A 26,575-nucleotide genomic window follows, 5' to 3' on the forward strand; every position below is an offset into this window, starting at 1 on the left:
CCCCGCCACTCACATTACATCACGCTTCGCTGGCGACCCGCGCCTGGCGCTCGCGCACCACGGCTGGGGCTTTTTCTTTCTCCAGGCGCATGCAGCTTTCCAGGAACAGGTACATATAGTCGTAGCTCTTGCACACGGCTTGGCGCAGCTCGGCCTGCAGTGCCTTGGTCGGGTTCAGCCCGGCCAGGGTGCAGATGATTTCCAGGGCTTCCCATGGGTGGGCATCATCGTACTGCGCGTGCATCTTCAGCCACTTCATCGCACGCTTGCGCTCTTCCTCTGGGAAAGCCGCCGCATAGACGCCGGTAGAACACACTACGGCGGACCATTCACCCGTAGCGCCCTCGATCGCATAGTTGGTCGCGGCAATGGCCACGATCAGCGAGTCTGCAGAGCTGGTGTGCCAGCACCAATGGCTCAGCGCGTGCAGTTCCGGTGGTACGTTCTGGGCCTGCAATTCCTCCAGGCTCACACCGTGGGCACGGGCCCAATGCACCCAGTAGTCGGCGTGGTTGAGTTCCACGCGAATATTGCGCATCAGCCAGCGGCGCGCCATGTCCTCCCCAGGATGGCGGGCAAATTTGGTCTTGGTGAGGTTCTGTGCCATGTACAAGGCAAACTGTTCCACCACGGGCCATCCACCGATCAGGTAGTGGCGCGTAGTCTTGGCGCTGAGCGTGTTGTCGCGCATGCGCTGGTACAGTTCGTGTTCGACAACGCGGCGCTTGCTCTCGCTACAGTCCAGGATCAGTTTCTGAGCCCAGGCGGGGTAACTGGAGGCTTCCATAAGCGGGCCGGTTCTGATGAATGTGTCGATCACTGTTAAGGCTCCTTTTTAAGTGTGATTGTACAGACCAGCAAATGTTTCAGCGGAATGTGCCGGGCGCCTTGAATAACAGAGGCTGCGGCCGCACAGGTCGACACTGCAAGCTATCAAAGGTAAACAATTGCGGTCGTTCAATCAGGTAGCCCTGAGCGTAATCCACACCAATTTCGAGTAATGCCTGTTCGATTTGCGGTGTCTCGACAAATTCAGCAATTGTGCGCTTACCCATGACATGGCCGATGTGGTTGATCACTTCGACCATTGCGCGGTTAATCGGGTCGTCCAGCATATCCTTTACGAAACTTCCATCGATCTTCAGGAAGTCTACAGGTAAATGTTTAAGATAGGCGAATGAGGACATTCCGGCACAAAAGTCATCCAACGAGAAATGACAGCCTAAGGCTTTGAGTTCATTAATAAAGCGGATCGCACTGCCCAAGTTTGCGATAGCACTGGTCTCGGTTATTTCAAAACAGATCATGCCCGGCGGAATATTGTATGTATGAAACTTCTCACGCAAAAAGCCGAGAAAGTCATCGTCACCAATGGTGATGCCTGACAGGTTGATCGCACACATGGCCATGGGGCGCCCCGGCCGCTCTTGTATGCATCGATTGATGATCTTGAACACATTCTCGACCACCCAACGGTCCAGGGACGTCATCAAGCCATAACGCTCGGCGGCCGGGATAAAGCTGTCGGGCAAGATGATGCGACCCGCCTCGTCATGCAGGCGCAACAGGATCTCGATATGCCCATTGCCCCCATCGGTATGCCCCAGGGGCGAAATCTCCTGGGCGTACAGGCAGAAGCGGTTCTCCTCCAACGCCATGTGCAGACGCTGCACCCACGCCATTTCGCCAAACCGCAGGGACAGTTCCGAGTCATCGGCGTGGTAAACCTGCACGCGGTTGCGGCCTTTTTCCTTGGCCATGTAGCAGGCCATGTCGGCGGCGCGCAGTGAGGTTTCCAGCGTCGTCGGGGCTTGTCCCAGATGCACCAGGCCAATGCTGACGGTGGTCATGAACGGCCGGCCCTTCCATACAAAGTGCAGGCTTTGCACGGTATGGCGCAGGCTCTCGGCGATCTTTTCCGCCACCGCTGCCGGGCAGTTCTCCAACAGGATGCCGAACTCATCACCGCCCAACCGCGCCAGGGTATCGCCCTCGCGCAGGTCCGACTGCAGCAGCGCGCAGATATGCCGCAGCAATTCGTCACCGGCCGCGTGGCCACAGGTGTCATTGACCAGTTTGAATTGGTCCAGGTCAAGAAACATCAACGCATGCCGCTCGCCCAAATGCTGTGCGGTGGGATGCAGCACCTGTTCCAGACGGAATTCGAATTCGCGGCGGTTGGCCAGGCCGGTCAGGGCGTCGTGGGTCGCCTGCCAGGACAGGTTGGCGATGTATTGACGCTCCTGGGTCATGTCATGCAATACCAGCACCGCCCCCGTGACCTTGCCGGCGCTGCGGATCGGCGCACCCACCAGCGTCACCGAAACCGTGCTGCCATCCAGGCGCTGGATGGTTTTGGAATGCTCGCTGCCGCCACTGAGCTGGCCCTTGACGATGTGTTCAATAAGCGTAAAGCCGTCGGGCTGGGCATTGTCATCCAGCAGGTTGAACAGCGCCGCCAGGGGCAGCCCATGGGCCTGGGCCGAATTCCAATGGGTCAGCGCCTCGGCCGCAGGGTTCATGTAAGTGATGGCGCCGTCGACATCGGTGGTGATCACCCCATCGCCAATCGACTCCAACGTGATCTGCGCTCGCTCCTTCTCTTGCTGCAAGGCGTCGGCAAACGCGTGACGCTGGGTCAGCAGCTTATGGGTACGCAGCAGCGCCAGTACGATCAGGCCCAGAGCCGTGGCCAGGTTGGTGGTGAGCAGCAACCGCAGGATCATCCGCGAGCCTTCACCCAAAGCATCACTGAACGCCTTGGCCGCCGGTGTCACGCCTTCGTTGATGGCGGTGATATGGGCTTTCCACTGGCGCACGTCGTTGGCGCTCACCTGGTCGCGGGTGATCGCGCCGTGCATCTCACGGGCGAGGTCATCCAGTTGCACCAGGTAGCCATCGCCGACTGTCCATAGTTCGATGGCTTTTTCCAGGTAGCTGAAATGACGGAAATTGAGGTACAGCCAGATCAGGCTGGAGACATCGTCCGGGTGGTTCCCGCCCTTGAGGATGCCCAGGCGGGCAGCGCTGAGGTCTGGAGTGGGTTGGTCCAGCGCAACCCGCAATTCATGCCCACCCTGGGGCACGGCAATCGCCTGCTGGTATTTGAGGTAGGTGGTTTCGTCACGGTTGTCGGCGTAGAGCGTCAGGTAATAGATGGCATCTTTCTGGCCCTTGGACCACAGACTTTCACCTGCCACATAGCCGCGCACTGCCGAGAGCACGTAGAGACTGACGCAGCCTAACAATGCCTGGAACAGTACGACGGCGATAAAAGGCCAGACAATGCCCAACAGCCGTGGCGTTCCGAGAGTCCGCTTTTGCTTCATGAAGCCCCTTGCACATGCACCGCTGGATACGCACGCGAAACACCGCTTCCGATAGCTCAGCCTAGGCTAAATCAACGAACTTGCTGCAAGTGCCCGTAGAGTTTGGCGTACAAACCACCGTCAGCGATCAATTGCTGATGGTCACCGTCCTCGGCAATGTGACCGCCGTCGAACACCAAGACTCGGTCGGCTTGCTTAACCGCCGACAGACGGTGGGCGATGATCAGTGTAGTACGGCCATTGAGGAACCGCGCCAGTGCCTGGTGCAGGTTGTACTCGGTGGCAGCGTCCAGGGCGGAAGTCGCCTCGTCGAGGATTACCACTTTCGGCTCGGCCAGCACCATGCGTGCAATCGCCAGGCGCTGACGTTGCCCGCCGGAAAACCTTACGCCGGAACGTCCCACTACACTGTCCAGACCCATGGGCAATGCCTTCACGGTAGCATCCAGTTGAGCGATTTCCAGTGCTTGCCAGCAGGCCTGGTCACTGCGTTCGCGCCCCATGGTCAGGTTGGCGCGCACGGTGTCATTGAACAGTGCCGGGTGCTGCAGCACCACGGCAACGTTTTCGCGAATGGTCTCCAGGCCGATTTCCTGCTGGGTGGCACCGCCAAAACGGATGGTTCCGGCCTGGGGCGTGTAGAGCCCGAGCAACAATTGCACCAGGGTACTTTTGCCGCCGCCGCTGGCGCCGACGATCGCAACCTTTTCACCCGGCGCGATAGCCAGGTTCAACTGATCCAGCACCAAATCTTCGCCATAACCGAAATTGAGGCCGCGCACTTCGATGCCAACGGTCTCACGCCCCACGAAGGGATCTTCGCCCCCGGCGTACTGCGGCTCATCGGCACGCGCCAGCAGTTCGTTGATCCGCGTCAGCGCCCCACCCGCCGCGTAGTAGGCGTATTGCAGGTTCAACAACTGCTCCACCGGACCGATCATGAACCACAGGTAGCTGAACACCGCGAGCATCTGGCCGATGGACAGGTCGGAGAACAGCACGGTGAGCATGGCGGCTGCGCGGAAAATGTCGATACCGAACTGGAACAGCAAACCACTGGCGCGGCTGGAGGCGTCGGTTTTCCACTGGGAATGGATTGCGTAGTCGCGCACTTCCTGGGCGCGTTGGCCCAGGCGTCCGAGGAAGAAGCCCTGGCGATTGCCGGCGCGGACTTCCTGGATAGCGTCGAGGGTTTCAGTCAGCGCCTGGGTAAAACGCGAAGTGCTGTCGTTTTCCAGCTTCTTCAGGTGTTTGACGCGCTTGCCCAACTGCACCGTGGCGTAGATCACCAGCGGGTTGAACAACAGGATCAGCAACGCCAGTTGCCAATGCATCCACACCAGGATCGCCGAAGTGCCCACCAGGGTAAGCATGGCCACCAAAAAGCGGCTGAGGGTTTCGCCGACGAATTTGTCCAGTGTGTCGAGGTCGGTGACCAGGTGCGTGGTGACCGTGCCGCTGCCCAGGCTTTCGTACTCGCCCAGGGAAATACGCTTGAGCCGCTCGATCAGGCGCACACGGATGCGGTACACAATGTCCTTGGCCAATCGCGCAAACAGCCGCGCCTGCACCACGTTGAACACCAACGCACCACAGCGCAGGAACAGGGTCACCAGCAGCATCAGGCCGATATAGCCGGCGGCTTTCTGCCAACCCAGCGGCAGCGCGTGGTTCATCACTTTGAGCGCCGCGTCGCCATGGCCCAGCAGGACTTCGTCCACCAGCAGCGGCAACAGCAACGGGATCGGTACGCTGCACAGGGTCGCCAGCACGGCGACGCCATTGGCGATCCACAGGGACTTCTTGTGACGCAGGGCCAGGCGGCGAATTTCCGCCCAGGTCAGGCGATCGGTGCGCTGGGCGGGTTCATGCACAGGTGGCTCGCTCCAGCCATCGGCTCAACAAAGGCGATAGCTCGGATAGCGGCTGGTAACCGTTGGTCAGCAACGCCAACTGACCATTACGCTCGGCCAGCAGCGTCGGGAAACCGGCGATGCCAAGGTCTTGCACCCAGGTGAAATCGGCCGCCGTAGCCGCATGCTGCTCGGCGCGGTCAAACTCGCCGGCAAACTCGATCCGCGGGATACCCGCCTGCTCGGCCAACTCCACCAGCACGCTGGCGAGGGTCACGTCGCGGCCTTCCACATAGAAAGCACGCTGGATCAGCCCCAGCAGTTTCCAGGCGCAGTCCGGCGCCAGGCTCCGGGCGGTGACGATGGCGCGGCACGCCGGCTCCGTGTCGTAGACAAAACCGTCGGGCAATGCGCCTTCACGCTTGAACGGCTGGCCAGTGGCGTCGGTGACTGCCTGCCAGTGCTCAAGAATATAGCGCCGCGTCGTCGGCTCCAGCGCCGCACCGCTGCCCGTGCGCAAGCCGCCCACCACCAGGTGCAGCTCCACGCCGGCCGCCTGGGCCTGCTCCACCAACGCCTCGGCCACCGGGGCAAAACCCCAGCACCAGGAACACATCGGGTCCATTACATAGAGCAGGCGCGCGGACATGGGTCAGGCCTCGGAAGGGGTTTGCTTGTAATTGAAGCCAATCGGGTGCGGCATGTTGCGGGCCTTGGCCAGCTCGATCTGCTTCTGGCGGTCGATCGCGCTGCGACGGGTCTTCTCCGGCAGCTTATCCCAGCAATGCGGGCAACTGATGCCGGCCACATAGTGCTCGGAGGCGCGGTCTTCGACACTGACCGGTGTGCGGCAGGCATGACATTGATCGTAGTCGCCTTCGCTCAGGTCGTGGCGCACGGTCACGCGATTATCGAAAACAAAACAGTCGCCTTGCCATTTGGTTTCTGCCTGCGGCACCTCTTCGAGGTACTTCAGGATGCCGCCCTTGAGGTGATAGACCTCGTCGAAGCCTTCGCTGAGCATGTAGCTCGACGCCTTCTCGCAACGAATGCCACCGGTGCAGAACATCGCGACTTTCTTGTGCTTGGCCGGGTCGAAGTTGGCTTTGATATAGTCGGGAAATTCGCGAAAACTGGTGGTTTTCGGGTCGATCGCGCCTTCAAAGGTGCCGATGGACACTTCGTAGTCGTTACGGGTGTCGATCAACAGCACTTCCGGATCGCTGATCAACGCGTTCCAGTCCTGCGGATCGACGTAGGTACCGACTTTCTTGTTCGGGTCGACGCCTTCGACGCCCAGGGTCACGATCTCTTTCTTGAGCTTGACCTTGGTGCGGTAGAACGGCTGGTCGTCGCAGTAGGATTCTTTGTGGTCGATGTCGACCATACGCGGGTCGTTCTTCAACCAGGCCATCAGGCCGTCAATGCCTTCGCGGCTACCGGAAACCGTGCCGTTGATGCCTTCTTCGGCGATCAGCAAGGTGCCTTTGATGCCGTTGTCGACCATCACCTGCAGCAGGGGCTCGCGCAGGGCGACGTAATCTTCGAGGGTGACGAACTTATACAGTGCCGCCACGACAATCGGTTGAGTCATGGGTGTTCTCTCCAGGTGGCTACCCTCGTAAAGGGTGAACCGGATGCAAAAAAATGCAGGCCAGGCCGCGCGGCGCGCATTCTAACAAAACCGCGACGCCACTGCATCGACACTCAGTCGCCGATAATTCCTTGACACCCTCGCGGCATTGGCTGACCTCGGCCGGCAAGACCTGCGTGATAGCGTCTTTCGCTGCCCATTGGATCCACCTGTGGGCGTACAGGAAGATCGTTACCATGACAAAAACCAGCAGTCTATTACTGCCCAAACTGGTGGAGAATCCCGTTGTGCCCCGTGAAGGTAAAGTCGACTTCATCGCGGCCGCGAGCATGCTGAATCTCACCTCCGTTTTCGACATCGCCGACATGCCCAAGGCCGAATTCATCAAGAAATTGGCCATGCTCAACGAGGATAATGGCGCGGTGATCCACAACACTGCACTGGCCTACGCCAGCCAGTTGCAATGGCTATACGACCAGCAACTGCCGGCCCCCACCCATACCCCTGCTCGCAGAAAACGCAGCGTGGAATTGGCCTATTCGACCCAGTTCGACGACGACTGGAGCAGCATCTGCGCACCTGGCGCCATCGCCGCTATAGATTCCCCGGTCGCCTACCTGCGCGCGCTGTATCTGTTCGCCACACAATTGGAACAAACCGGCGCGGGCCCAGGGACAAAAAACCTCTTGAGCAAACGGCGCCCGGATCTGAAAACACTGAAGATAGACCACGCGAGTACGTTTGGTCAGCGACCATTGCTCTCGCTCGTCGATGAGATGCTGCGCAAACAGATCGAACTCCATCATATAGATGAGGAGCTGAACGCTCTGCTGACCAAGCAACACTACCCCTTGATGCTGCCTTACCACCATCATCACCATCAATGCCGCCTGGGGCTGTCAGGCACCCAGCACACCTTGGGTGAATTGAACTACCGAATCAGCTTGCAGCTGCCGTTTGACGAGGCCAGCAGCGCACAGTACGGCACCACCAATGGTCATGCGCAATGTCTGCTCAGCGAATTGAGTCCCGAACAGCAAACACTGCTAACGCAGTCACCCATCACGGATGCAAAGCTGCTTGCAACTTACTTGGGCGGAAAAAGCGCACCAGAAAAACTCGACGACTTTCTGAAATGTACGGCGTTGGACAGTACCCAGCTGCAAGCGCTCCTGTCGCAAAACAGTTTCGCCCCCCATACCTCTCGCTCGGTCACAGAACAAACGTTGGCCACCTATGGTGCCCGCTATATCAATGGCCCAACAAGTGATTCATCCACTAGGATTGAGGTGGGCACAGGCCCAGCAAGCGATCCACCTAAGATTGAGGCGGGCACATCCACCCACGAGCCCACCGCGACACTGCTCAATACCACCCCCGATCGGTTCGACCGTCTGCACCGTATGATTCGCCTGCAAAAATGGCTCGATCTACCGTTTACCGACCTGGATACGCTGATCGTCAGCGCCATGGCCTGTGAGCGCACGGTCAATTTGCAGATAACCCGCAACACGCTACGTGCCCTAGGGGTTTACCGCTACTTCAGTCGGCACTATCGGGTAAAACCGCTGGAGTTTTCGGCATGGCTGGATCTCTTACCGGTGCAGGCCAGCGCCAACGAACAACCGTTGTTCGATCAGGTGTTCAATCGCACAGCGTTGTCCAAGCAACTGCTACCGCTGGACGGCCTGGTCTTCGATTCGCAGACCCGCCAACAGCTATGCGCCGCGTTAGGGCTGAGTGACACACCAGATTCGCTGCAACTGCTGATAGGGGCGTTGCCTGTATCTGCCACCCGGAGTCTTGCTACGTACTCCGCGATCTATCGACAGGCACGAATCGCCCAGGTGTTCGGCCTGTCTGTCTTGCACTGCAAACAACTGGCCGACCTGCTCGGCCCGTCCACCTGGAGCACGCTGATCACCCCTGCATTGCGTGCCGGGAGCGGCGCCTCGGTGGATTTTCTCGATGTGCTCATGCAATTGGACTGGGCGGTCACCTGGCTCAAGGACAGCAACACCAGCGTAACGCAGCTGCGCCAGCAATTACTGCTGGAGCCTGTCACTGATAACCCCGCACTGCAACGCTGGAACGACTTGCTGGCTCTAGGAGCGCAGGCGAGCATCAAACAGTTCTTGGGGAGCGCGGTGCCGCCCCTCGACAGCACAGAGCTTATGTCCTACTACGAACGACACTTCATCAGCCCGCAGACTGCGCCCACACCCAAAAAGCTGATCCTGCTCGCGCCGGATATCACCACGCTGTTGCGTTTGCCGGTGACCAGCACGTCACTGCGTCAATTGCTGCTCAACCCGCATTGGCTGGACAGCGACAAGCCCCCCCGATCACTGGTCGAGCTGAGCCTAGGCACTCTCTATCTATTGCAGCGTTTCAAAGACTGCTGCGATACCTACGGCATGGCCCAGGAAAGCCTCTTGGCGTTTTTCCAGAGCGCCAACAGCGACATGCCTCAAAACATCAACGCCCGGCTAAGTCAATGGTTGGGCTGGGACGAAAAAGAGTTGCAGGTGCTCACCGACTCCTTGGCCCCAAAAAAGCTGACGTCCATGAATCAGCTGGATTGGATCATGCGCTGCCGACAAGCCTGCACCATCACCCGCCTCTCCAGCCAAACGCTGCTCGACGCCAGCAAACTGGATACCGCCAGCAATTTCAGTCAATGGAAATCCTTGGGCGAATCCATCATCGCCGCCCGTCAGTAACGGCGCTCCCTCAACCACCAGACTCAAGGAATGACCATGTCTGAGACCCTCGACCATCAGCTCAATGAAGCCTGCCGTGACGCAATGCTCGGCTATTATCTGGCTCACTGCATCGACCCTGACCTTAAAGACTCGCTACGCACCCCCAACGACCTGTACGACTACTGGCTCCTGGACGTACAGGTCAGCCAGGCTGTACCGACCAGCCCGGTCGCCAGTGCGATCACCAGTCTGCAGCACTACATCAACCGGATCCGCTCAGGCCTCGAACCGGGTTATGAGACCCAGGGCATGTTGCCCCACGAAAGCCTGGCCTGGCAGGAGTCCCTGCACACTTACCCCCTGTGGAGCGCCAGCCAGCAACTGCGCTATCACCCGCAAAATTTCCTCGACCCCACACTGCGTGAGGACAAGAGTGAGAGCTTTGCGCAACTGGAAAACGAGCTCAATCAGCATCGGATGCAACCCAGCACTGTGCAGAACGCCATACAAGGCTATCTGTCACGGTTCGAAGGGGTCGCCAGTATTCGTACGCTCAATGGCTACATTGACGGCGATGACTCACAGCTGGCTACCAGCACTTATTATCTCGTCGGCAAGTCGGCCACTGACAACCTCTATTATTGGCGCTCGCTGGACCTGTCCAAACGCTCCACCGTCACACCTAAGGCGCCTGCGCCGCTGGCGTGGACTGACTGGAAACAAATCCACCTGACGTTCTCCGCCGATACGCCCGACCACAGTATTCGTCCGGTCCTGTTCAATAACCGGCTATTTATTGTTTGGGCCGAGTGCGTCAAGCCTTCGCCCTACAACTCATTCGAGCCAGCGGATAACGGCAAGGGTGATAACGGGGAGGACGACGACGAAAAACAACGCCAGGCTGAGTGGTTGAGCAGCCAGTTCGTGAAGTTTCGCTTGTGCTTTTCCTATAAAAAACTGGATGGCACCTGGAGCCTTCCACACACGGGCGTGGAAGACTACTGCGTCCCCCGTAGTATCAACACGCTCACGTCGGCGCAACTTTACAGCGTCACGCAGACCGTTGCCGTGGTCGATAGTCGTTCCGTTCCGACACTGTTCCTGGGTATACGAGCCAATACGCTGAATCGTGGCAGCGACCAAGTGGGCGAGTTCTACCAGGCCATCAGTGTCGATCAGTCACTGGGTATAACAACCATCGCTTCTGCTGGCAGCCCTAGCCAATACACGTTCGCGCTGAGTTCAGTTGCTGCTTATGAAGCCTACAAATGGCTGCAAAACTATAAATCAACAAAAAACGCACCACAGCCGACCGCTTTGTTCGCCGGTATCGACAAGGGCAACGTATTTTCCAACCCGTTACTCCCCACCTTCGCGCACCAATACTTTCACCTGTTCTTCGATATAAACAAGGACAATTTACAGTTCAGGACACGCATAGAGTGGGAACAGGAGAAAAAGGAGATAGTCTCGAAAGTTCAGGCCTCCCCGGATAGCGGCGGGAATGCGTGGGATTTTGAGGCTAGAAGCACGGATATAGGGGCCGATACAACCACCGCAACCTTTGACCCCGCCACCGGCGAGTTCGTCTTCACCTCAAAAACCACTAAGGACTTTCTGCAAACCTACAGCATCACCCTCAAAAGCAGACACTCCGAGTTCAGCATTACCCTGAACACCGAGTCTGCGCTGCATGACCAGAGCCTATCCGAAGTTAAACTCAGCAGTGGCTCGAACATCAAGATCGACAAAAGTCCACACCCCGAAGGTAGCGCCAAGTATCACTCGGTGTACTTTAAAAACCCCAGGTCCGGAATAGCCTTTTCGAACGCGATTTATGACGATAGCTCCCCGTTATTGAAACTCATTGATGGTGTGGAGGAGATGATGCCTGACTTGCGACCGGGGCAGGAAACACAACAAAAAACAGTCATCAATTACTCCCTGGCGGGGAAGTCTCTCAACAAAAATGCGTTTCTTCACTTATACACCCACCCTCAGGATTCTTTCCTGGCGATACTTGATCGCTACAGTCAGTACGACCTGCCAGGCGATGCTGTAGGAAACAAAAAACTGCATTTCATGAATGACCTGAGGCTAGAGTCCGACATCGCTTCCGCGCGCCCTATCCGTTTCTACAAGCACGTCATCATGCAGTCCAAACTGACAGACGTACCGACTCCGCAAGCCATCAATAACAACACCACCCAGATCCTTAACTTCACGGACTCTGCACACGAGAGCCTATGGGGCGGGGCCCCCGAATTACCCAGCGGGCATATCGCGAGCACACGGATAAAGTTACCTGACAAGAAATCAGACACCACGCTGATCCACGGGGTTATCACACTTGAGAGTAAAGAGAATGAAGTGAAAGTCCTCGGCTATGCACTCAAGGCCGTCAAATACACCCTCGAAACCTCCATCAACAAGCCAGCACATTCCCCACGCATCACCCGCCAGCAGCAAGAAAACGGGGAGACAACCGAGTCGATTGATTTTTCCAAGAGCTTCGACTCGACAATTCCGGCAATCCGACTTAACACCACGCTTGCCACTAAACTGACCAAGGTCGCCAGTCTCAACCTCGTCCCTTTACTTTCACACTCTCTTAAAGACTGGACGGAACCGGCACTGGCGGCTGGCGCTTCATCCGAGCCCCTGGACTTCCAGGGTGCGCACGGCAAAAGCTTCCGTGAACTGTTTATCTATTTACCCTGGACCATTGCACATTGCTTCAACCAGCAACAGCAATACGCTCAGGCCGAAACCTGGTTGCACTACCTGCTCGACCCTCGTCAACCAGACGCCGGGACGCTGAATTCGCTGCCAAGCCATCCCGTCGAGCTGAGTTACGCCTGCCAGCATCCCGAAAGCCCGCATTACCTGGCCCTGAGCTTTCCGAAATACCTTCGCAAGGCGTTGTACCACCTCAATGTGGATATCCTGATCAACCGGGGCGACGCGGCCTATCGCCAGTTGACTCCCGACAGCCTGGCCGAAGCCAAACTCTGGTACATTCAGGCGCAGAGCCTGCTCGGGATGCGCCCCACGATCACGCGTGCCGATACCTGGACCTCGCGCGAACTGGAGACACTGGCGAACACACCTTCCAAAGCACTACGCCAGTTGGAACATAAATCCAATTACACCGACTTACTGTCCCGGCAGTGTGAAAACAGAGTGCAACGTACCTGGCTCACGAGCAGCCCCTACCTGTATCGCCCATTAAACACACAACTGGTAACACGCTGGGACACACTGGAAAGTCGCCTGCATGGGCTGCGCCATAATCTGGACATTACCGGCAAGCCGTTGCGCCAAACCCTCTTTGCTACACCGTTGTCACCCACCGCCCTGCTGATGCGCAACGCACAGAGTGCCGCAAGTGGCGCCAGTGCTCAGATACCGAGCCGTCCTGAGGTGGGTCACTACCGGTTCCAAGTCATGCAGGGGCACGCCTTGAGCGCAGTCGACAGCCTGGCACAATTCGGCGCCACGCTGCTTACGCTGATCGAGCGCAAAGAGCAGGCGCACTACCTTGAGGTGCAGCAGCAGAACGCCTGGCAATTGGCCGAGCTGGTGTTGACCCAGCAAACCCAGGCCCTGACCATCGACGAAAAAAACAAAGACGCGCTACTTCGCAGCCAAGCAATCGTCCAGGGGCGCCTGGAGTTCCTGACGCGCCAGCTCAGCGAAGGTATCAGCGCCGGTGAAATTTCGGCCGGCCAGCACTATCTGGAGAGCGCCGACTGGGAGAGAAAAGTCGCGATTGCGGGTATTGGTGCCGGGGCCGCCATGCTCGTACCCAATATCTTCGGTACGTCGTTCGGCGGTATGCGCTTTGAAGGCGCGTTTCTTGCCTACCAAGCCTTCGCCCAGGGCGAGGCTAACACCGCTCGCGCCAACGGCAGCGAACTGGAGCGCACTGAACAGTTCAACCGTCGCGCCCAGGAGTGGACCCACGCCGAACAACAGGCCCGCCTGGAGCTGGCCCATATCGACGCCCTGCTGCTGGTGCATGCCGAACAGGAAAAAGCCACTCGCCTGCAACTGCGCAGTGCCCACACAGCGTTGGCCCAGGCCAAGTCAGCCTACCGACTGCTCGGCATGCGCTTTACAGGGGAACAGCTTTATCAATGGCTCACTGCCCAACTGAGCACGTTCTATTACGCCCTGTATGACAACGTCCACTCCCTATGCCTCGCCGCTGAAGCCTGTTGGCAGTATGAGACCGCATGCAGCCAGCAGTTCTTTCAAGGTGAAGCCTGGCACCACACGTCCCGAGGACTGCTGAGTGCTGAAGGCCTGAAACTGAACCTGATCAAGATGAACACCGCGTATCTGCAACACACGCCACGCGAATTGGAAATCAGCAAAACCGTGTCGCTGCGCCATCGCCTGATCGAGTGCTCGGTCATGACCGAAGGCCTGGGCGCTCAAGCCACCAAAACCTGGGACGAGCACCAGAAGGGGCTAGTGAGCTGCGGCACCATTGGTTTTGCCCTGACCCAGGCGTTGCTGGACGAGGACTACCCTGGGCACACCCTACGGCGAATCAAACATGTCAGCGTATCGCTACCCGCCACACTGGGGCCCTATGAAGACATCAAGGCGACACTGACCCAGACCCGCAATGAAATTCGGATGCCCGACGGCACCATCCGCACCGATTTCAGGGCACACCAACAAATCGCCTTGTCACGAGGGCTGGATGACGACGGCCTGTTTACCCTTAATTTCGACAACGATCCGCGTTACCTGCCGTTTGAATACACCGGCGCCGTGTCGTCCTGGCTCTTGAGCTTTAGCCAACCGCAGCGACAAAAAGACCTGCTTGAATCCATCACCGACATCATCATCCATGTGCGCTACACCGCAAGGCCGGCGGGAGCGAAGCATGAGCACTAAAGCCAATGAATCGCCCCTGCAAGTGCCCTCGCTGCCCACTGCCGGCAACGCCATCGAGGGGGTTGCCAAGGGTTGGGGCAGTATGGGCGCCGACGGTACGGCGACCTTCGAGGTCGCGCTACCGATTTCCGCCGGTCGTGGGTATGCGCCGGCCCTGGCATTGGTCTACAGAAGCACGGCGGGCAACAGTGCATTCGGCCACGGTTGGGAGGTTAACCCGGGCGCCGTCAGCCGACGCACCCAGCGGGGCGTCCCCAGCTACACCGCCGCCGATACGCTCCTGGGTCCGGATGGACAACACTGGCTGCCCGAGCGCACCGCCGACGGCACTCACGTGGAGACGCCGCGCGACAGTTTCGATCAGGTACAACTGGGCCTTACCTACACCGTCACGCGCTACTTCGCCAGGGTCGAGCAGCGGTTTGAGCGCATCGAGCATTGGCGTTCATCTGACGACGAAGCTGGGTTCTGGCTGGTCCACGCCGCTGACGGCAGCCGACATCTCTATGGCAAGACCCCTTCGGCACGCATCGCCGATCCGGATAACCCGAGCCATGTGGCGCAGTGGCTGCTTGAAGAAAGCCTGAACCCCCATGGGGAGCATATCGGTTACCAATACCAGTACGAGGCTGCGAACCCAGCCCCCACGGAACCACATGACTGCCGGGCCCAGCGCTATCTACACAAGGTGTGCTACGGCAACGTCAATGCCAGGAAAAAAGAGACCCTGTACCTGCTAAAAAATACCGACCTCACAAGTGAGGAGTGGCACTTTTACCTGCTGTTCGACTACGGCCAACGCACTACGGCCAGCGATGCATTACCTTCCTACGAAGCCCTCACACCCTGGCTTCTGCGAAACGATCCATTTTCCAGCTACGTCTACGGCTTTGAGCTGCGAACACTGCGCCTGTGCCGGCAGATCCTGATGTTTCACGCCTTCGCGCAAGAGCCTGGCATGGGGCCCCAACCGGTGCTGGTCAAGCGATTACAGCTCGAACATCGCGCCGCCAGCAACGGGCTCAGCCTCCTGATCTCGATGCAAGAGCAGGCGGTTGACGCCCAAGGAAGGCTCATCAGCCAGCCACCTCAAGAATGCCTGTATCACTCCTCCATTGTGAAGCTGGATGTCCAGCGATACCAACGCTTCGATGATTTGCCGGGGCTCAACGACGGTCAGCGTTATCAACTGGTGGACTTATACGGAGAAGGCCTGCCCGGAATCTTGTATCGCGGCGATCAAGCCTGGTATTACCGGGCACCTCAGCGCACGGGTGCCTCCACCGGGGATGAGATGACCTACGCCCTCGCCCAAGCATTACCCGCCATTCCCGTCGCCGACAGTTCACGCCCCGTGCATCAGGCTTTGCTGGATATAGATGGCGACGGACGCCCGGAATGGGTCCTGGCCCAGCCAGGCATGAGCGGCTTCTTCAACCTTGACCCTCAAGGCGTGGCGACGGGGTTTGTACCGTTTGACGCGTTCCCGTTGGAATACCTGCACCCCAGCGCAATATTTGCCGACCTGATGGGCAGCGGCCTGGGTGATCTGGCACTCGTGGGCCCGCGCAGCGTACGTCTGTACGCCAATCAACAAAGCGGGTTCGCACCCGGCATCGAGCAGGCGCACACGATTGACGGCGACGCCTTGCCGTCCTTCGCCCATTCACCCACCGACTGGGTCGGCTTCAGCGACCTGCTGGGCAGCGGCCAACCGCACCTGGTGCGTATCCGTTACAACGAAATCAGGTACTGGCCCAACCTGGGACGCGGGCGATTCGGCAAGGGCAGGGTCTTGGCCGCCCTGCCGTTCAATGAACCGACATTCAAGGCGGCCAACGTACTGCTGGCGGATCTGGACGGCTGCGGTGCCAGTGACTTGCTGTACCTGACCCCACGTGACGTACGTATTTTCCTCAATAAGGGTGGCAACAGCTTTGCCACGACGCCCCTGGTACTGCCGTGGCCGCCAGGTGTACGGCACGACTCCCTGTGCCAGGTCAGCGTGGCCGACCTGCAGGGTCAGGGTTTTGCCAGCCTGATCATCAGTGTCATGCATCCAAGCCCTCGACATTGGCGCTACGATTTTTTTGACAGGAAGCCCTGCCTGCTCAACGCCACCTGCAACAACCTCGGTGCGCAGGTCCGTGTGAGCTACCGCAGCAGCGCCCAGGAATGGCTGGACGAAAAAAGACAGCTCCAGATCGAAGGCAAACCCGCCGTCAGCCGGCTACCGTTCGCGATCAGCCTGGTTAAACGTCAGGTACAACTCGATGAGATCAGCGGTAAAACGCGTACCCAGAATGTGCGCTACCGCCAGGCTTATTACGATGCCGATGAGCGAGCCTTCCAGGGCTTCGGGCTGGTGCTGCAAACCGACAACGGAACCACAGAAGCAGGCTCAGTTACCAAGCGCTGGTTTCACACAGGCCAAGCGCTGGATATGCCTCAAGACGATTACAGCCGTCATGACCCCCAGGCCATCAAGCTCGGCCCCACACTACTGGGGCAGCACCTTGCGCCCCAACAGCCGGAGCCACTCGACCATCTCGACCGGCTGATCGCAACGCCGACTTCGCAGGAGCTGCGTGATGCGGCGTACGCCCTCAGGGGCCTGCCATTGCGGGTCGAGACCTACGCGCTCGACCCGCCCGATGGGGCGCCTTATTCAGTGCAGCAGTTTCGTTATCGGGTGCGTCGCTTATCCCCTGCATCGGGCCCACAGCCCTGGTCGCGAATGCTGCCGCTGTCGCTGGAGTCGATGCGTTATGACTACGAGCGGGTGCCCGATGATCCGGTCTGCGAGCATCAGCTCAACCTGCGCTGGGACGCCTATGGGAGCCTGGTGCACAGCGTCACGGTGCACCACGCGCGGCGCAAGACGGCCGAGGATACACCGCCGGCATTGCTCACAGATGTGCACCAGCAGCAATGGTGGCGCGACGCCCATGATCCGCATCAGCAGGTTTTTTACCTGCGAGAAACCTTGGCGCAATGGATTCACCAGCCGCACGACGAACAATGGCGATTGGGCCTGCCCTATCGTCAGCGTGACAATACCTGGACCTTATCCAAGGCAGCGCTGAACGTTGCGGCGGTAAGCTACGAGGGGCTGATCGAACGACATTCGGGGCCATTAGGGCCGCAGGCGCCCCGTGAGCTAAGCGGGCTGTCAATCCAGTATTATCGGGAGCCCGGAGGCAAGGGACAAACCCTGGCCTCTGGAATGGCAACCTTCCAGGCGCTGGCAGATCATACGGAGACCGCCGAACTGGCCCCCAATGCGTTGCAGGCGCTGAAAGCCATCCCCGATCTACCGGGTCGCTCTGCCACAGACCTGCCGGGCCGTCTGCGCAAAATCGGTTATCGCCCCATGTCACTGTTTTTTCATGCCAGCGATCAGGAACGCCAAGCCCCCCCTGAACTCTGGTCGATCCGCCGACAGTTTGCCCGCTACCTCAACGCAAAACGCTTCTATCGCCTGCATGCCTGGCGCCTGACGCAAGCCGAGAACGAAACCACGCTGACCCATGACCCTTACTGCTGCCAGGTCATTCAGGTCAAACACCCTGACGACTGCGTCACGCAGGCCGAGCATGACTACCGCCTGCTCCAGCCGGTCAAAATCACCGACTCAAACGGCACAGTCGAGCAAGCCTTGTACGACGCATTCGGGCGATTGCTCGCCACCAGCTTCCAAGGGCACGAGTCAGGCAAAACTGTCGGTTTTGGGCCTTTGTCGGCGTATCAACGACCGGAGAGTTTAAGTGTCGACAGCGTCATTCAGGCACCCGCGGCACTCCTTGGCAAGGTTGCCAGTGCCTGGCTTCACGACCCTTTCAGTTGGATGGGCTGCATCGACACGGCAGACCGACAGGCAGCCTGGGTTAATAGTGGCTATCTATTGCCCGACGGCTACATACGCGCCACCGCCAGGCTGCGCTTGAAAAAAAACCCAGCGCTGCTGAGTACGAGCGAGAAAGCCTTGTCTGACTTGATCGCTAAGGCCCCACGTGAGCCCGCCCACAGCCTCAGGTTGAGCGCCGACCGCTACAACGGGGATGGGGAGCAACTTATCCAGATGACCCTGACCTGCTGGGATGGCGTTGGGCGCACGTTGCAAAGCAAACAAAAAACCGAGCCTGGACTCGCCTGCGCCGTGGCGAAAAGCGGTGACCTGGTGGCCAAGGACGGCGCCATCCCACAGGTTCAGGCCGACCCGCGCTGGTGTGTCAACGAGCACAACGAATACAGCGCCAAAGGCTGGACCATTCGGATTTATCGCCCCTATTACGCCAACGCTCATCGTTATATCCACGGAGAGTCCTTGCGCCAGTTCTGGCACAGCGATAAACAGTTTCATGACGCCTTGGGGAGGCCCACCCTAACCCTCACTGCCAGGGCCGCAATGCGACAAACCACCTACTGGGCCTGGTACACCGTCAGCGAGGATGAAAACGACACGCAGGGGAGCTCTCCCAATACCCCATTGACTGAACAGTAAAGCCTGGGCCACCGTGGCCGCCTCACCGTTGCGAGGCGGCCACTCTGATCCGTTCAGTCAGCGTGTGGCCCGCACTGCCCCCCTCGAGCTGGAGGGTTTATAGCGACGCCAAAGGGTCGGGTTGGACTTCCAAGGGGCTTCAACCTGTTGTCGCTGGCGATAGAACGTCACATGGCCTGGCACGCGCGATCGATGCCGATAAAGCCAGCGCAGCTCCGAACCAGCGAAAGAGGTCTCGGTCTTATTGATCACTCCGGCCATGTCCAGATGATCAAGAGCGAAATGCACCTGGCGAATGCTCTGAGGGTCCGTCAGAGTCTTCAGAGCTGATTTACTGGCTCGGCTGACCAGCTTACGCTCGAAATTACTCAAGCTCATGCCATAGTCTAAAAGGGTTTCCTCGAACGAATAGGTATCAGAAGAATAGTCACTCACGAATTTCTTCGCGAACTCTCGGTTGGCCGCGGTCGACGTACAGCCCGCATACTTCGACTTAATGGCGTCATAGAACTGCTGTGCAATTGGTGCGCCATGCACCTGGAGCTGTTGCTCAAACTCATCGTCGGTGAGCCTGCCCTTCCCGTACTGAACGTATATGGGGATGAGTTTTTCTTTCAACCTCGCCATCGCCGCCCCCATCTCTTCAACCCCGAAATAGGTGACCATTGCGTCCCCACGTGCCGTCAGCTTTGACCAGAAGCTGCGGTAGCTAGTCACGGTACTCCCCTTACCGAAAATGATATCGCCTCGACTGGGTTGAAATTGTTCGCCAAACGACGCTTGCATGCCATCGACGTCCCTGAATCGCAAGGGGTTGCCCAGGGCCATCGTATACAGATTCAAACCGTCCATATCGCCCATGGGGTCCGGGCTGACCCAGCGTTGCAACCACGGCGCGTAATAGCGGGATCCGTAGTAGTACAACCCCGTCGCATCGCGTTCCTTGCCCGAGTAACGGCGTAACTTATAGTCGGCTGCCAGGGTACCGTTGGAAGCCCACCAGGCTGTTGCACCGTAAGGGTAGTAATACTCCTGACTCAACAGCCGAGCCTGCTCGTCCAACTCCAATGAACTGCTGTTGAGGTGATCGAGGAGGCTGAACTGCAAATGCTCGGCGCTCATTTCACTGGGACGGCCGACTTCCCACTGCACCACCGTAACCTGCCCGCCGCCCGTTTCAATGTCCAGCAGATTGTAGCGTTTGCCCTTGTGTTGATGCAGTTGCACACCCGGCAAGTAAAAGGTGCGCTGGGTATGGGGCTTCCCACCGATCTCCTGGCTTCTGACCTTGATTGCCCGTTGGCCCTGGCCGTCGTAAATATAGCTTTCCACATCAGGGGTACCCTGCGCACGCGGCACCTGGGTCGCGTGGCTCAGTTGGTTGCGTACGTTCCAAGCAAGCTGCTGGCTGCCCAGCGCTTGTTGATTGCCGTTGGCATCAAACAGCGTCGCCCATTGGCCGGAGGCGCCTTCGATAACGGACACGGCGCGATTGCTTCCCGCAGCCACACCCATGTCCCGGGTATAGCCTGTTCCGCTGCTCGGTAGGTGGCTCAGACGCGTCAAGTTGCCACTTTCATCGTAGGTATACTGCTGGGTGTAATTGCGCCAGAGCCCACGGTCGGTGGCACCGAACCTCACCTGCCCCGGGTAGGCCTGACCACCGCTGTTGCCGGCATTTTCCCGACCGCTGGCCTGGATCAATTGATACAGGCTGTCGTACTGGTAATTGCTGAACGCATTGATGAGGGTGTTGCTGTGCCATTGTGTCGGCTGAGCCAGGTCGCGCAGGCTGAGGATGTTGCCCACCGGGTCGTACGCGTACACCAGATCCTGCAAGGGCGTCGCAGCCTGGCCCTTGCGGCACACCGTCAATTGCAGCAAGCGGTTATCCTCAGCGGCGTATTTCGCGACCTTCGTCACTTCATTGCCCGCCCGCTCTGACTCCACTTGCCCGCTGGCGTTGTACACACGCTGGTCCATCAACACTTTGCGCGTCCCCTCCTTGAGGGTCAGCGCAACCTCCTTCAGCCGGCCTTGCATTCCGTAACGCCGATGCTGACGATTGCCTTTGGCATCCGTCTGCTCCAGCAGCGCTCCCACGGCATCGTAGCGCCAGCGCGTGGTATGGGCTTGGGGCTCCAACTGCCCGACGTGTTCCTCATCACTCGATGGCCAGTCGCCAGGCGACGTGTCCGCGCGAAATTGTCGCGTCTGCTGGATGACGCTCCCGCCGACACCATACTCATCCATCCGCAGAACGCCGGCCGGGTCGGCATGACGAATCAGCCGACCACAGCGGTTGCCGGCTGTCTCAGCGGGCACCGCCGCCGCATAGGTGAAGCGCTCGACACAACGAGGTCGCGGCTCCTGTGCGGCCTGCTCAAACACCGCCACTGGCCGTAGCGAACGGTCGTAATGATGCTCCTGATGCGCCACGCGCGAATCCCAGGTATGCAACTGCTGCCCCGCTTCACCGCGCAAAACCAGGCGCCAGCCCGCGTCGGCGCTCTCGGTGCGCACGGCCTCGCCCGACAGGCTGTAAATACTTGAGTGCGACGCCACACCGGAAGTACCGCGTGCGAATTGACGCGGGTCCCACTGTTCAAGCAAAAAACCACTGGCCCCGTAAACCTGACGCGTAACCCGCGCTCGCGGGGTGTCTGTCACGTTCACGCGGTGATATTCAACGGTACGGACTGTCAGCCCGCGAGGATCAACAGCTTTCAAAGAGGGTGTATTTCGATGCACAGAAGTCGACATGAACGAGTGACCTGATTGGCTAAGGTCAAAAAAGTCTAAGGCGGGCTTTCTCTGCAGAAGCGGTAATGCGAAGGGTTTTATGTATCCAAATGCACGTTCGGAAAGGGGACACCTGCGGGCACAGACAACACGCGCCCGCAGGCTTCAAGCAAGACTCAATGCCCGCCGGCGCAGGTCGGCGAAGCCGGGGCTGCGTCGATTTTCGCCCATTCCTCAGGCGTGTAGGTATGCAGCGCCAGCGCATGAAACTCGCTCATCAGGTCACCCAGGGTGGCGTAGACCTTCTGATGGCGCTTGACGCGGTTGAGCCCCTCGAACTGCGGGCTGACCAGCACGGCCTTGAAGTGGGTCTGCACCCCACGGCTGTGCATATGGCTTTCGTCCAGCACGCTCAAGTGGTCCGTGCCCAGGGCGGCAAGCGCCGTTTCGATACGCTGTTGCATGGTCATTCCTGCTTACTTCTTCTTGGCCGGAGCGGCGGCTTTAGGCGACAGCTCGTTGGTCATGTCTTCCAGCAGCTTGTTGACGACCGGCACGGCGCTTTCCAGCTTGGCCTGGGTCATCTGGGCCGATTGCTGGGTCAGCTGCGGCATTTTTTCCAGGACTTTCTTGCCCAGTGGCGACTGGTAGAAGGCAACCAGGTCCTTGAGTTCGGATTCGCTGAAATTGGTGGTGTAGAGCTTGACCATGTCCGGTTTCAGCTTTGGCCAGCCGATGGCCTGGTCCAGGGCGGCGTTGGCCTTGGCCTGGTAGCTGTCCAGAACGGACTGCTTGGCGGCAGGCGCCTTGGTTTGTTCAAAACGCTGGGCGAACATTTGCTGCACTTGCATGTACACCGGAGTACCCAGCTTGTCGGCATGGGCCAGGGTAAGGAAGGCTTCGGCACTGGCGTTGTGGCTGGCGGTATCGGCAAGAACCTGGCCGCTGGCGCAAACCAGAGCAACCGCGGTACAGATGGCACGAAGACGAGTCATCGAGTTTCCTTTTCTAGCAGGCGAGGTCAGACCCCAAGGGCGCCCATTCTGCGCCTAAAAAACCTTATGGCTCAACCCCAAGCCATGTAGGACAAGGATTCTCGAGGGATGAACCCGATGAAAAGTCTTTTAGGGAACCCACTAGGCCGAACACGGCCTAAACTGCGCAAACAGACCTGAAGGAGTGTGCCCGATGAGCCGTATCGAAACCGACAGCCTGGGAGAAGTTCACGTCCCGGATGACGCTTACTGGGGCGCCCAGACCCAACGTTCGCTGGTTAACTTCGCCATTGGCGAACAGCGTATGCCGCTGGCGGTATTGCACGCCCTGGCCCTGGTCAAGAAGGCCGCAGCACGGGTCAACGACCGTAATGGCGACTTGCCCGCCGACATCGCCCGCCTGATCGAACAGGCCGCCGACGAAGTGCTCGACGGGCAACATGACCACCAATTCCCCCTGGTGGTCTGGCAAACCGGCAGCGGCACCCAGAGCAACATGAACGCCAACGAAGTGATCGCCGGCCGCGCCAACGAACTGGCGGGCAACAAACGTGGCGGCAAGAGCCCGGTGCACCCCAACGATCACGTCAACCGCTCCCAGAGCTCCAATGACTGCTTCCCCACCGCCATGAGCATCGCAGCGGTCCAGGCTGTGCATCAGCGCTTGCTACCGGCAATTGCGACGCTTTCCGGCGGCCTGGCTGAACAAGCAGCCAAACATATGAAGCTGGTGAAGACCGGTCGCACCCACATGATGGATGCCACGCCGATCACCTTTGGCCAGGAGCTTTCGGCGTTCATCGCCCAGCTTGACTACGCCGAACGCGCCGTTCGCGCCGCACTGCCCGCCGTGTGCGAGTTGGCTCAGGGCGGCACCGCCGTCGGCACCGGGCTGAATGCGCCCCACGGTTTTGGCGAGGCGATTGCCTCCGAGCTGGCGGCGTTGTCGGGCTTGCCGTTCGTCACCGCGCCGAACAAATTCGCCGCCCTTTCCGGCCATGAGCCATTGGTGACGCTGCACGGCGCGCTGAAAACCCTGGCCGTGGCCCTGATGAAAATCGCCAATGACCTGCGCCTGCTGGGCTCCGGCCCGCGCACCGGGTTGGCCGAGGTGAAGTTGCCTGCCAATGAGCCCGGCAGTTCGATCATGCCGGGCAAGGTCAACCCGACGCAATGCGAAGCGCTGTCGATGCTGGCCTGCCAGGTGCTGGGCAATGACGTGACCATCGGCATCGCCGCCAGCCAGGGGCACTTGCAGTTGAACGTGTACAAGCCGGTGATCATCCACAACCTGCTGGAATCCATCCGCCTGTTGGCCGACGGCTGCAACAACTTCCAGGAACACTGTGTGGCCGGGCTTGAACCAGACCCCGTGCAAATGGCCGAGCACTTGGAGCGCGGGCTGATGCTGGTGACCGCGCTCAACCCGCACATCGGCTACGACAAGTCGGCGGAAATCGCCAAGAAGGCTTACGCCGAAGGGTTGACGCTAAGGGAGGCTGCGCTGGACCTGGGCTACCTCACAGACGCGGAGTTCGACCAGTGGGTTCGCCCGCAGGACATGCTCGGCGCCTAGGACGCCATGCGCAACCGCCGGGCCTTGAGCCCGGCGAGCAACGATGGCGCCAGCGCCACGGTCGCCGAACCCAGCACCACCACCAACGCCCCGGCATAGCCCAGGGCGTTGATCTCTTCGGCCTGCACATATTCAGGCCACAACCAGGCTGACAGGGCGACCGCCACGAAAGTCACCAGCGGTGTAAGCGCCAGGGTCGCACTGACCCGCGAAGCTTCCCAATGGGCAAGCGCTTCGGCAAAAGCGCCGTAGGCCACCAGGGTATTCATGCAGCACGCCAGCAACAGCCAGCCCTGCAGCGGGCTCAGGTCCAACGCCTCCATGGGATGCGCCCAGGGCGTGAGCAACAAAGCGCAGGTGAGGTAGATCACCATCATCACTTGCAGCGAGTTCCACACCGTCAGCAATTGCTTCTGGCCCAGAGCGTAGAACACCCAAATCGAAGTGGCCAACAAGATCGTCAGCACACCGGCGGTATAGGCGCCGAGGGACGTCAGCAACTCTTCCAGGCGCTGGTTGAAGAACAGGCCAAAGCCTGCAATCAACACGAACAGCCCGAGCACCTGCCCGCGACTGAACCGCTCCTTGAACACAAACACACTGGCGATCATCAAGAAAATCGGCCCCATCTGCACCACCAGTTGCGCCGTGCCAGGGCTGAGCATTTTCAGGCCCACCAGGTACAACACGTAGTTGCCCACCAGGCCGCACACCGCCATTCCCACCAGCCAGCCACCCTTGGGGCCCAGCACCTTGCGGCTGGGCAGGCGTTTGGTCAGCGCCAAGTAGATAAACAGACAACTGCCGGCCACGATCAGGCGAAACCAAGTGACGGTGATCGGGTCCATCACCTGCAGCACCTGCTTGAGTTTGATCGGCAGGATGCCCCAGAGAAACGCGGTCAGCAGGGTCAGGAGAAAACCATAGACCCAGCGGCCGGAAGAGATGTGCATGAGTGCCCCAGAAGCCAGAGGAAGTGGAGCAGCATTCTAGGGGCACCCGACGCACTTTGTGTAGCGAAGATCAGCGCACCGCTTCGAACAATCCGGTGGCGCCCATGCCACCGCCCACGCACATGGTGACGATGCCATAGCGCAGATTGCGCCGTTGCAACTCACGTACCAGATGCCCCACCTGCCGTGAGCCGGTCATGCCGAATGGGTGGCCGATGGAGATCGATCCGCCGTTGACGTTGTACTTGGCATTGTCGATTTCCAGGCGATTACGCGCATACAGGCACTGGGATGCGAAGGCTTCGTTGAGTTCCCACAGGTCGATGTCCGCCACCTGCAAGCCCTTGGCCTTGAGCAGCTTGGGCACCGAGAACACCGGGCCGATGCCCATCTCGTCCGGCTCGCACCCGGCTACCGTGAACCCACGGAAAAACGCCTTCGGCTTGAGGCCCAGTTCAAGGGCTTTTTCCAGGCTCATCACCAGGGTCATCGAGGCGCCGTCGGAGAGCTGCGACGAGTTACCCGCCGTCACCGAGCCGTCCTCGGCAAATACCGGCTTCAAGCCTTGCAGGCTGGCCAGGGTGGTGTCCGGGCGATTGCAATCGTCACGGTCGACCACGCCTTCGAGCACCTGCACTTCACCGGTGTTCTTGTCTTCGACTTTGTACTTGACCGCCATCGGCACGATTTCATCGTTGAACAAACCGTCTGCCTGAGCCTGGGCGGTGCGTTGCTGGCTTTGCAGGGCGTACACGTCCTGCTCTTCGCGACTGACGTTGTAGCGACGCGCGACGATCTCGGCAGTCTGGCCCATGGGGAAATAGATACCCGGCACCTGCTCTTTCAGCAGCGGGTTGATCAGGTTGTCGGTGTTGACGCTTTTCATGGTCAGGCTGATGGACTCGACGCCACCGGCAACGATGATATCGCTGCAGCCCGACGCGATCTGGTTGGCCGCGATGGCAATCGCCTGCAAGCCCGACGAGCAGAACCGGTTGAGGGTCATCCCCGCCGTACCGGTGCCCAGTTGTGACAACACCGCCACATTGCGCCCGATGTTGTAGCCCTGGGCACCTTCGTTGGAGCCGGCACCGACGATGCAATCCTCCACCGTCGCCGGGTCGATGCCATTACGGGTAAGCAACGCGTTGACGCAATGGGCCGCCATGTCATCCGGACGGGTCTGGTTGAACTTGCCGCGAAACGATTTGGCCAGGCCGGTTCGCACGCTGTCGACGATCACTACTTCACGCATGGGCTACCTCGATCTTGTGATTGCTGGGAGATGGATCGAGGATAGATCCAGCTCCCGCCAACCGCGACGATCATTCACCCCGCCTATACAAAAGCATGGCGCCGAACCTATCAGTAGGAGCGAGCTTGCTCGCGAAGAACTCAAGAGCGCCTCGCTTT

14 protein-coding genes are annotated in these 26,575 nt (G+C 59.3%); 4 read left to right on the top strand and 10 right to left on the bottom strand.

What is annotated here, in order from left to right:
- Positions 1-19: 19 nt before the first annotated feature.
- The 5 genes from CI807_RS27620 to CI807_RS27640 all read right to left on the bottom strand — a co-directional run bounded on the left by CI807_RS27620 (position 20) and on the right by CI807_RS27640 (position 6,776).
- Positions 20-787, bottom strand: a complete 768-nt coding sequence (locus CI807_RS27620) for a TenA family transcriptional regulator (protein WP_371858021.1) — start codon at positions 785-787, stop codon at positions 20-22.
- Between the two features lie 79 nt (positions 788-866).
- A complete protein-coding gene (locus CI807_RS27625) occupies positions 867-3,329 on the bottom strand; it encodes an EAL domain-containing protein (protein ID WP_095017039.1) in 2,463 nt (820 codons plus the stop codon).
- Between the two features lie 71 nt (positions 3,330-3,400).
- Entirely contained in the window at positions 3,401-5,203 is a 1,803-nt protein-coding gene (locus CI807_RS27630) for an ABC transporter ATP-binding protein (RefSeq protein WP_033900940.1), read from the bottom strand.
- The gene (locus tag CI807_RS27635) at positions 5,196-5,798 is read right to left on the bottom strand and encodes a DsbA family protein (protein ID WP_177003264.1); all 603 of its coding nucleotides are present in this window, start codon (positions 5,796-5,798) and stop codon (positions 5,196-5,198) included. Before CI807_RS27635 ends, CI807_RS27630 begins: the two co-directional genes overlap by 8 nt.
- A gap of 36 nt (positions 5,799-5,834) precedes the next feature.
- Positions 5,835-6,776 carry a rhodanese-related sulfurtransferase gene (locus CI807_RS27640; protein WP_095017041.1) on the bottom strand — a complete coding sequence of 314 codons (942 nt, stop codon included), beginning with the start codon at positions 6,774-6,776 and terminating at the stop codon, positions 5,835-5,837.
- 53 nt (positions 6,777-6,829) lie between these two features.
- On the opposite strand from CI807_RS27640, the gene CI807_RS27645 reads away from it, so the two are divergent.
- Genes CI807_RS27645 through CI807_RS27655 form a run of 3 tightly spaced genes read left to right on the top strand, consistent with a single transcriptional unit; the run spans position 6,830 to position 18,896 of the window.
- Entirely contained in the window at positions 6,830-9,499 is a 2,670-nt protein-coding gene (locus CI807_RS27645) for a Tc toxin subunit A (protein ID WP_256578641.1), read from the top strand.
- A 36-nt stretch (positions 9,500-9,535) separates the two neighbouring features.
- A complete protein-coding gene (locus tag CI807_RS27650) occupies positions 9,536-14,392 on the top strand; it encodes a neuraminidase-like domain-containing protein (RefSeq protein WP_095017043.1) in 4,857 nt (1,618 codons plus the stop codon).
- Positions 14,382-18,896 carry a SpvB/TcaC N-terminal domain-containing protein gene (locus tag CI807_RS27655; RefSeq protein WP_095017044.1) on the top strand — a complete coding sequence of 1,505 codons (4,515 nt, stop codon included), beginning with the start codon at positions 14,382-14,384 and terminating at the stop codon, positions 18,894-18,896. The genes CI807_RS27650 and CI807_RS27655 overlap by 11 nt, the downstream gene beginning before the upstream one ends.
- Positions 18,897-18,953: 57 nt before the next feature.
- Here the strand turns inward: CI807_RS27655 and CI807_RS27660 are convergent, their stop codons facing one another.
- From CI807_RS27660 to CI807_RS27670, 3 genes are all read right to left on the bottom strand, one after another.
- Positions 18,954-21,659 carry an RHS repeat-associated core domain-containing protein gene (locus CI807_RS27660; RefSeq protein ID WP_095017045.1) on the bottom strand — a complete coding sequence of 902 codons (2,706 nt, stop codon included), beginning with the start codon at positions 21,657-21,659 and terminating at the stop codon, positions 18,954-18,956.
- A 155-nt stretch (positions 21,660-21,814) separates the two neighbouring features.
- Positions 21,815-22,108 (bottom strand): BolA family transcriptional regulator, encoded by a 294-nt coding sequence (locus CI807_RS27665; protein WP_095017046.1) that lies wholly within the window; start codon positions 22,106-22,108, stop codon positions 21,815-21,817.
- Between the two features lie 6 nt (positions 22,109-22,114).
- Positions 22,115-22,633, bottom strand: coding sequence for a DUF2059 domain-containing protein (locus tag CI807_RS27670; RefSeq protein WP_016976397.1), 519 nt, complete (start codon positions 22,631-22,633; stop codon positions 22,115-22,117).
- A gap of 193 nt (positions 22,634-22,826) precedes the next feature.
- On the opposite strand from CI807_RS27670, the gene CI807_RS27675 reads away from it, so the two are divergent.
- The gene (locus CI807_RS27675; protein ID WP_095017047.1) at positions 22,827-24,209 is read left to right on the top strand and encodes a class II fumarate hydratase; all 1,383 of its coding nucleotides are present in this window, start codon (positions 22,827-22,829) and stop codon (positions 24,207-24,209) included.
- Here the strand turns inward: CI807_RS27675 and CI807_RS27680 are convergent.
- On the bottom strand, positions 24,206-25,162 hold the full coding sequence (locus CI807_RS27680) for a DMT family transporter (RefSeq protein ID WP_095017048.1): 957 nt from the start codon (positions 25,160-25,162) through the stop codon (positions 24,206-24,208). The genes CI807_RS27675 and CI807_RS27680 overlap by 4 nt on opposite strands.
- A 70-nt stretch (positions 25,163-25,232) precedes the next feature.
- The gene (locus tag CI807_RS27685) at positions 25,233-26,417 is read right to left on the bottom strand and encodes a thiolase family protein (protein WP_028617240.1); all 1,185 of its coding nucleotides are present in this window, start codon (positions 26,415-26,417) and stop codon (positions 25,233-25,235) included.
- Positions 26,418-26,575 lie beyond the last annotated feature (158 nt).

Source organism: Pseudomonas sp. NS1(2017) (genome assembly GCF_002269425.1).
Lineage (GTDB): Bacteria > Pseudomonadota > Gammaproteobacteria > Pseudomonadales > Pseudomonadaceae > Aquipseudomonas > Aquipseudomonas reactans.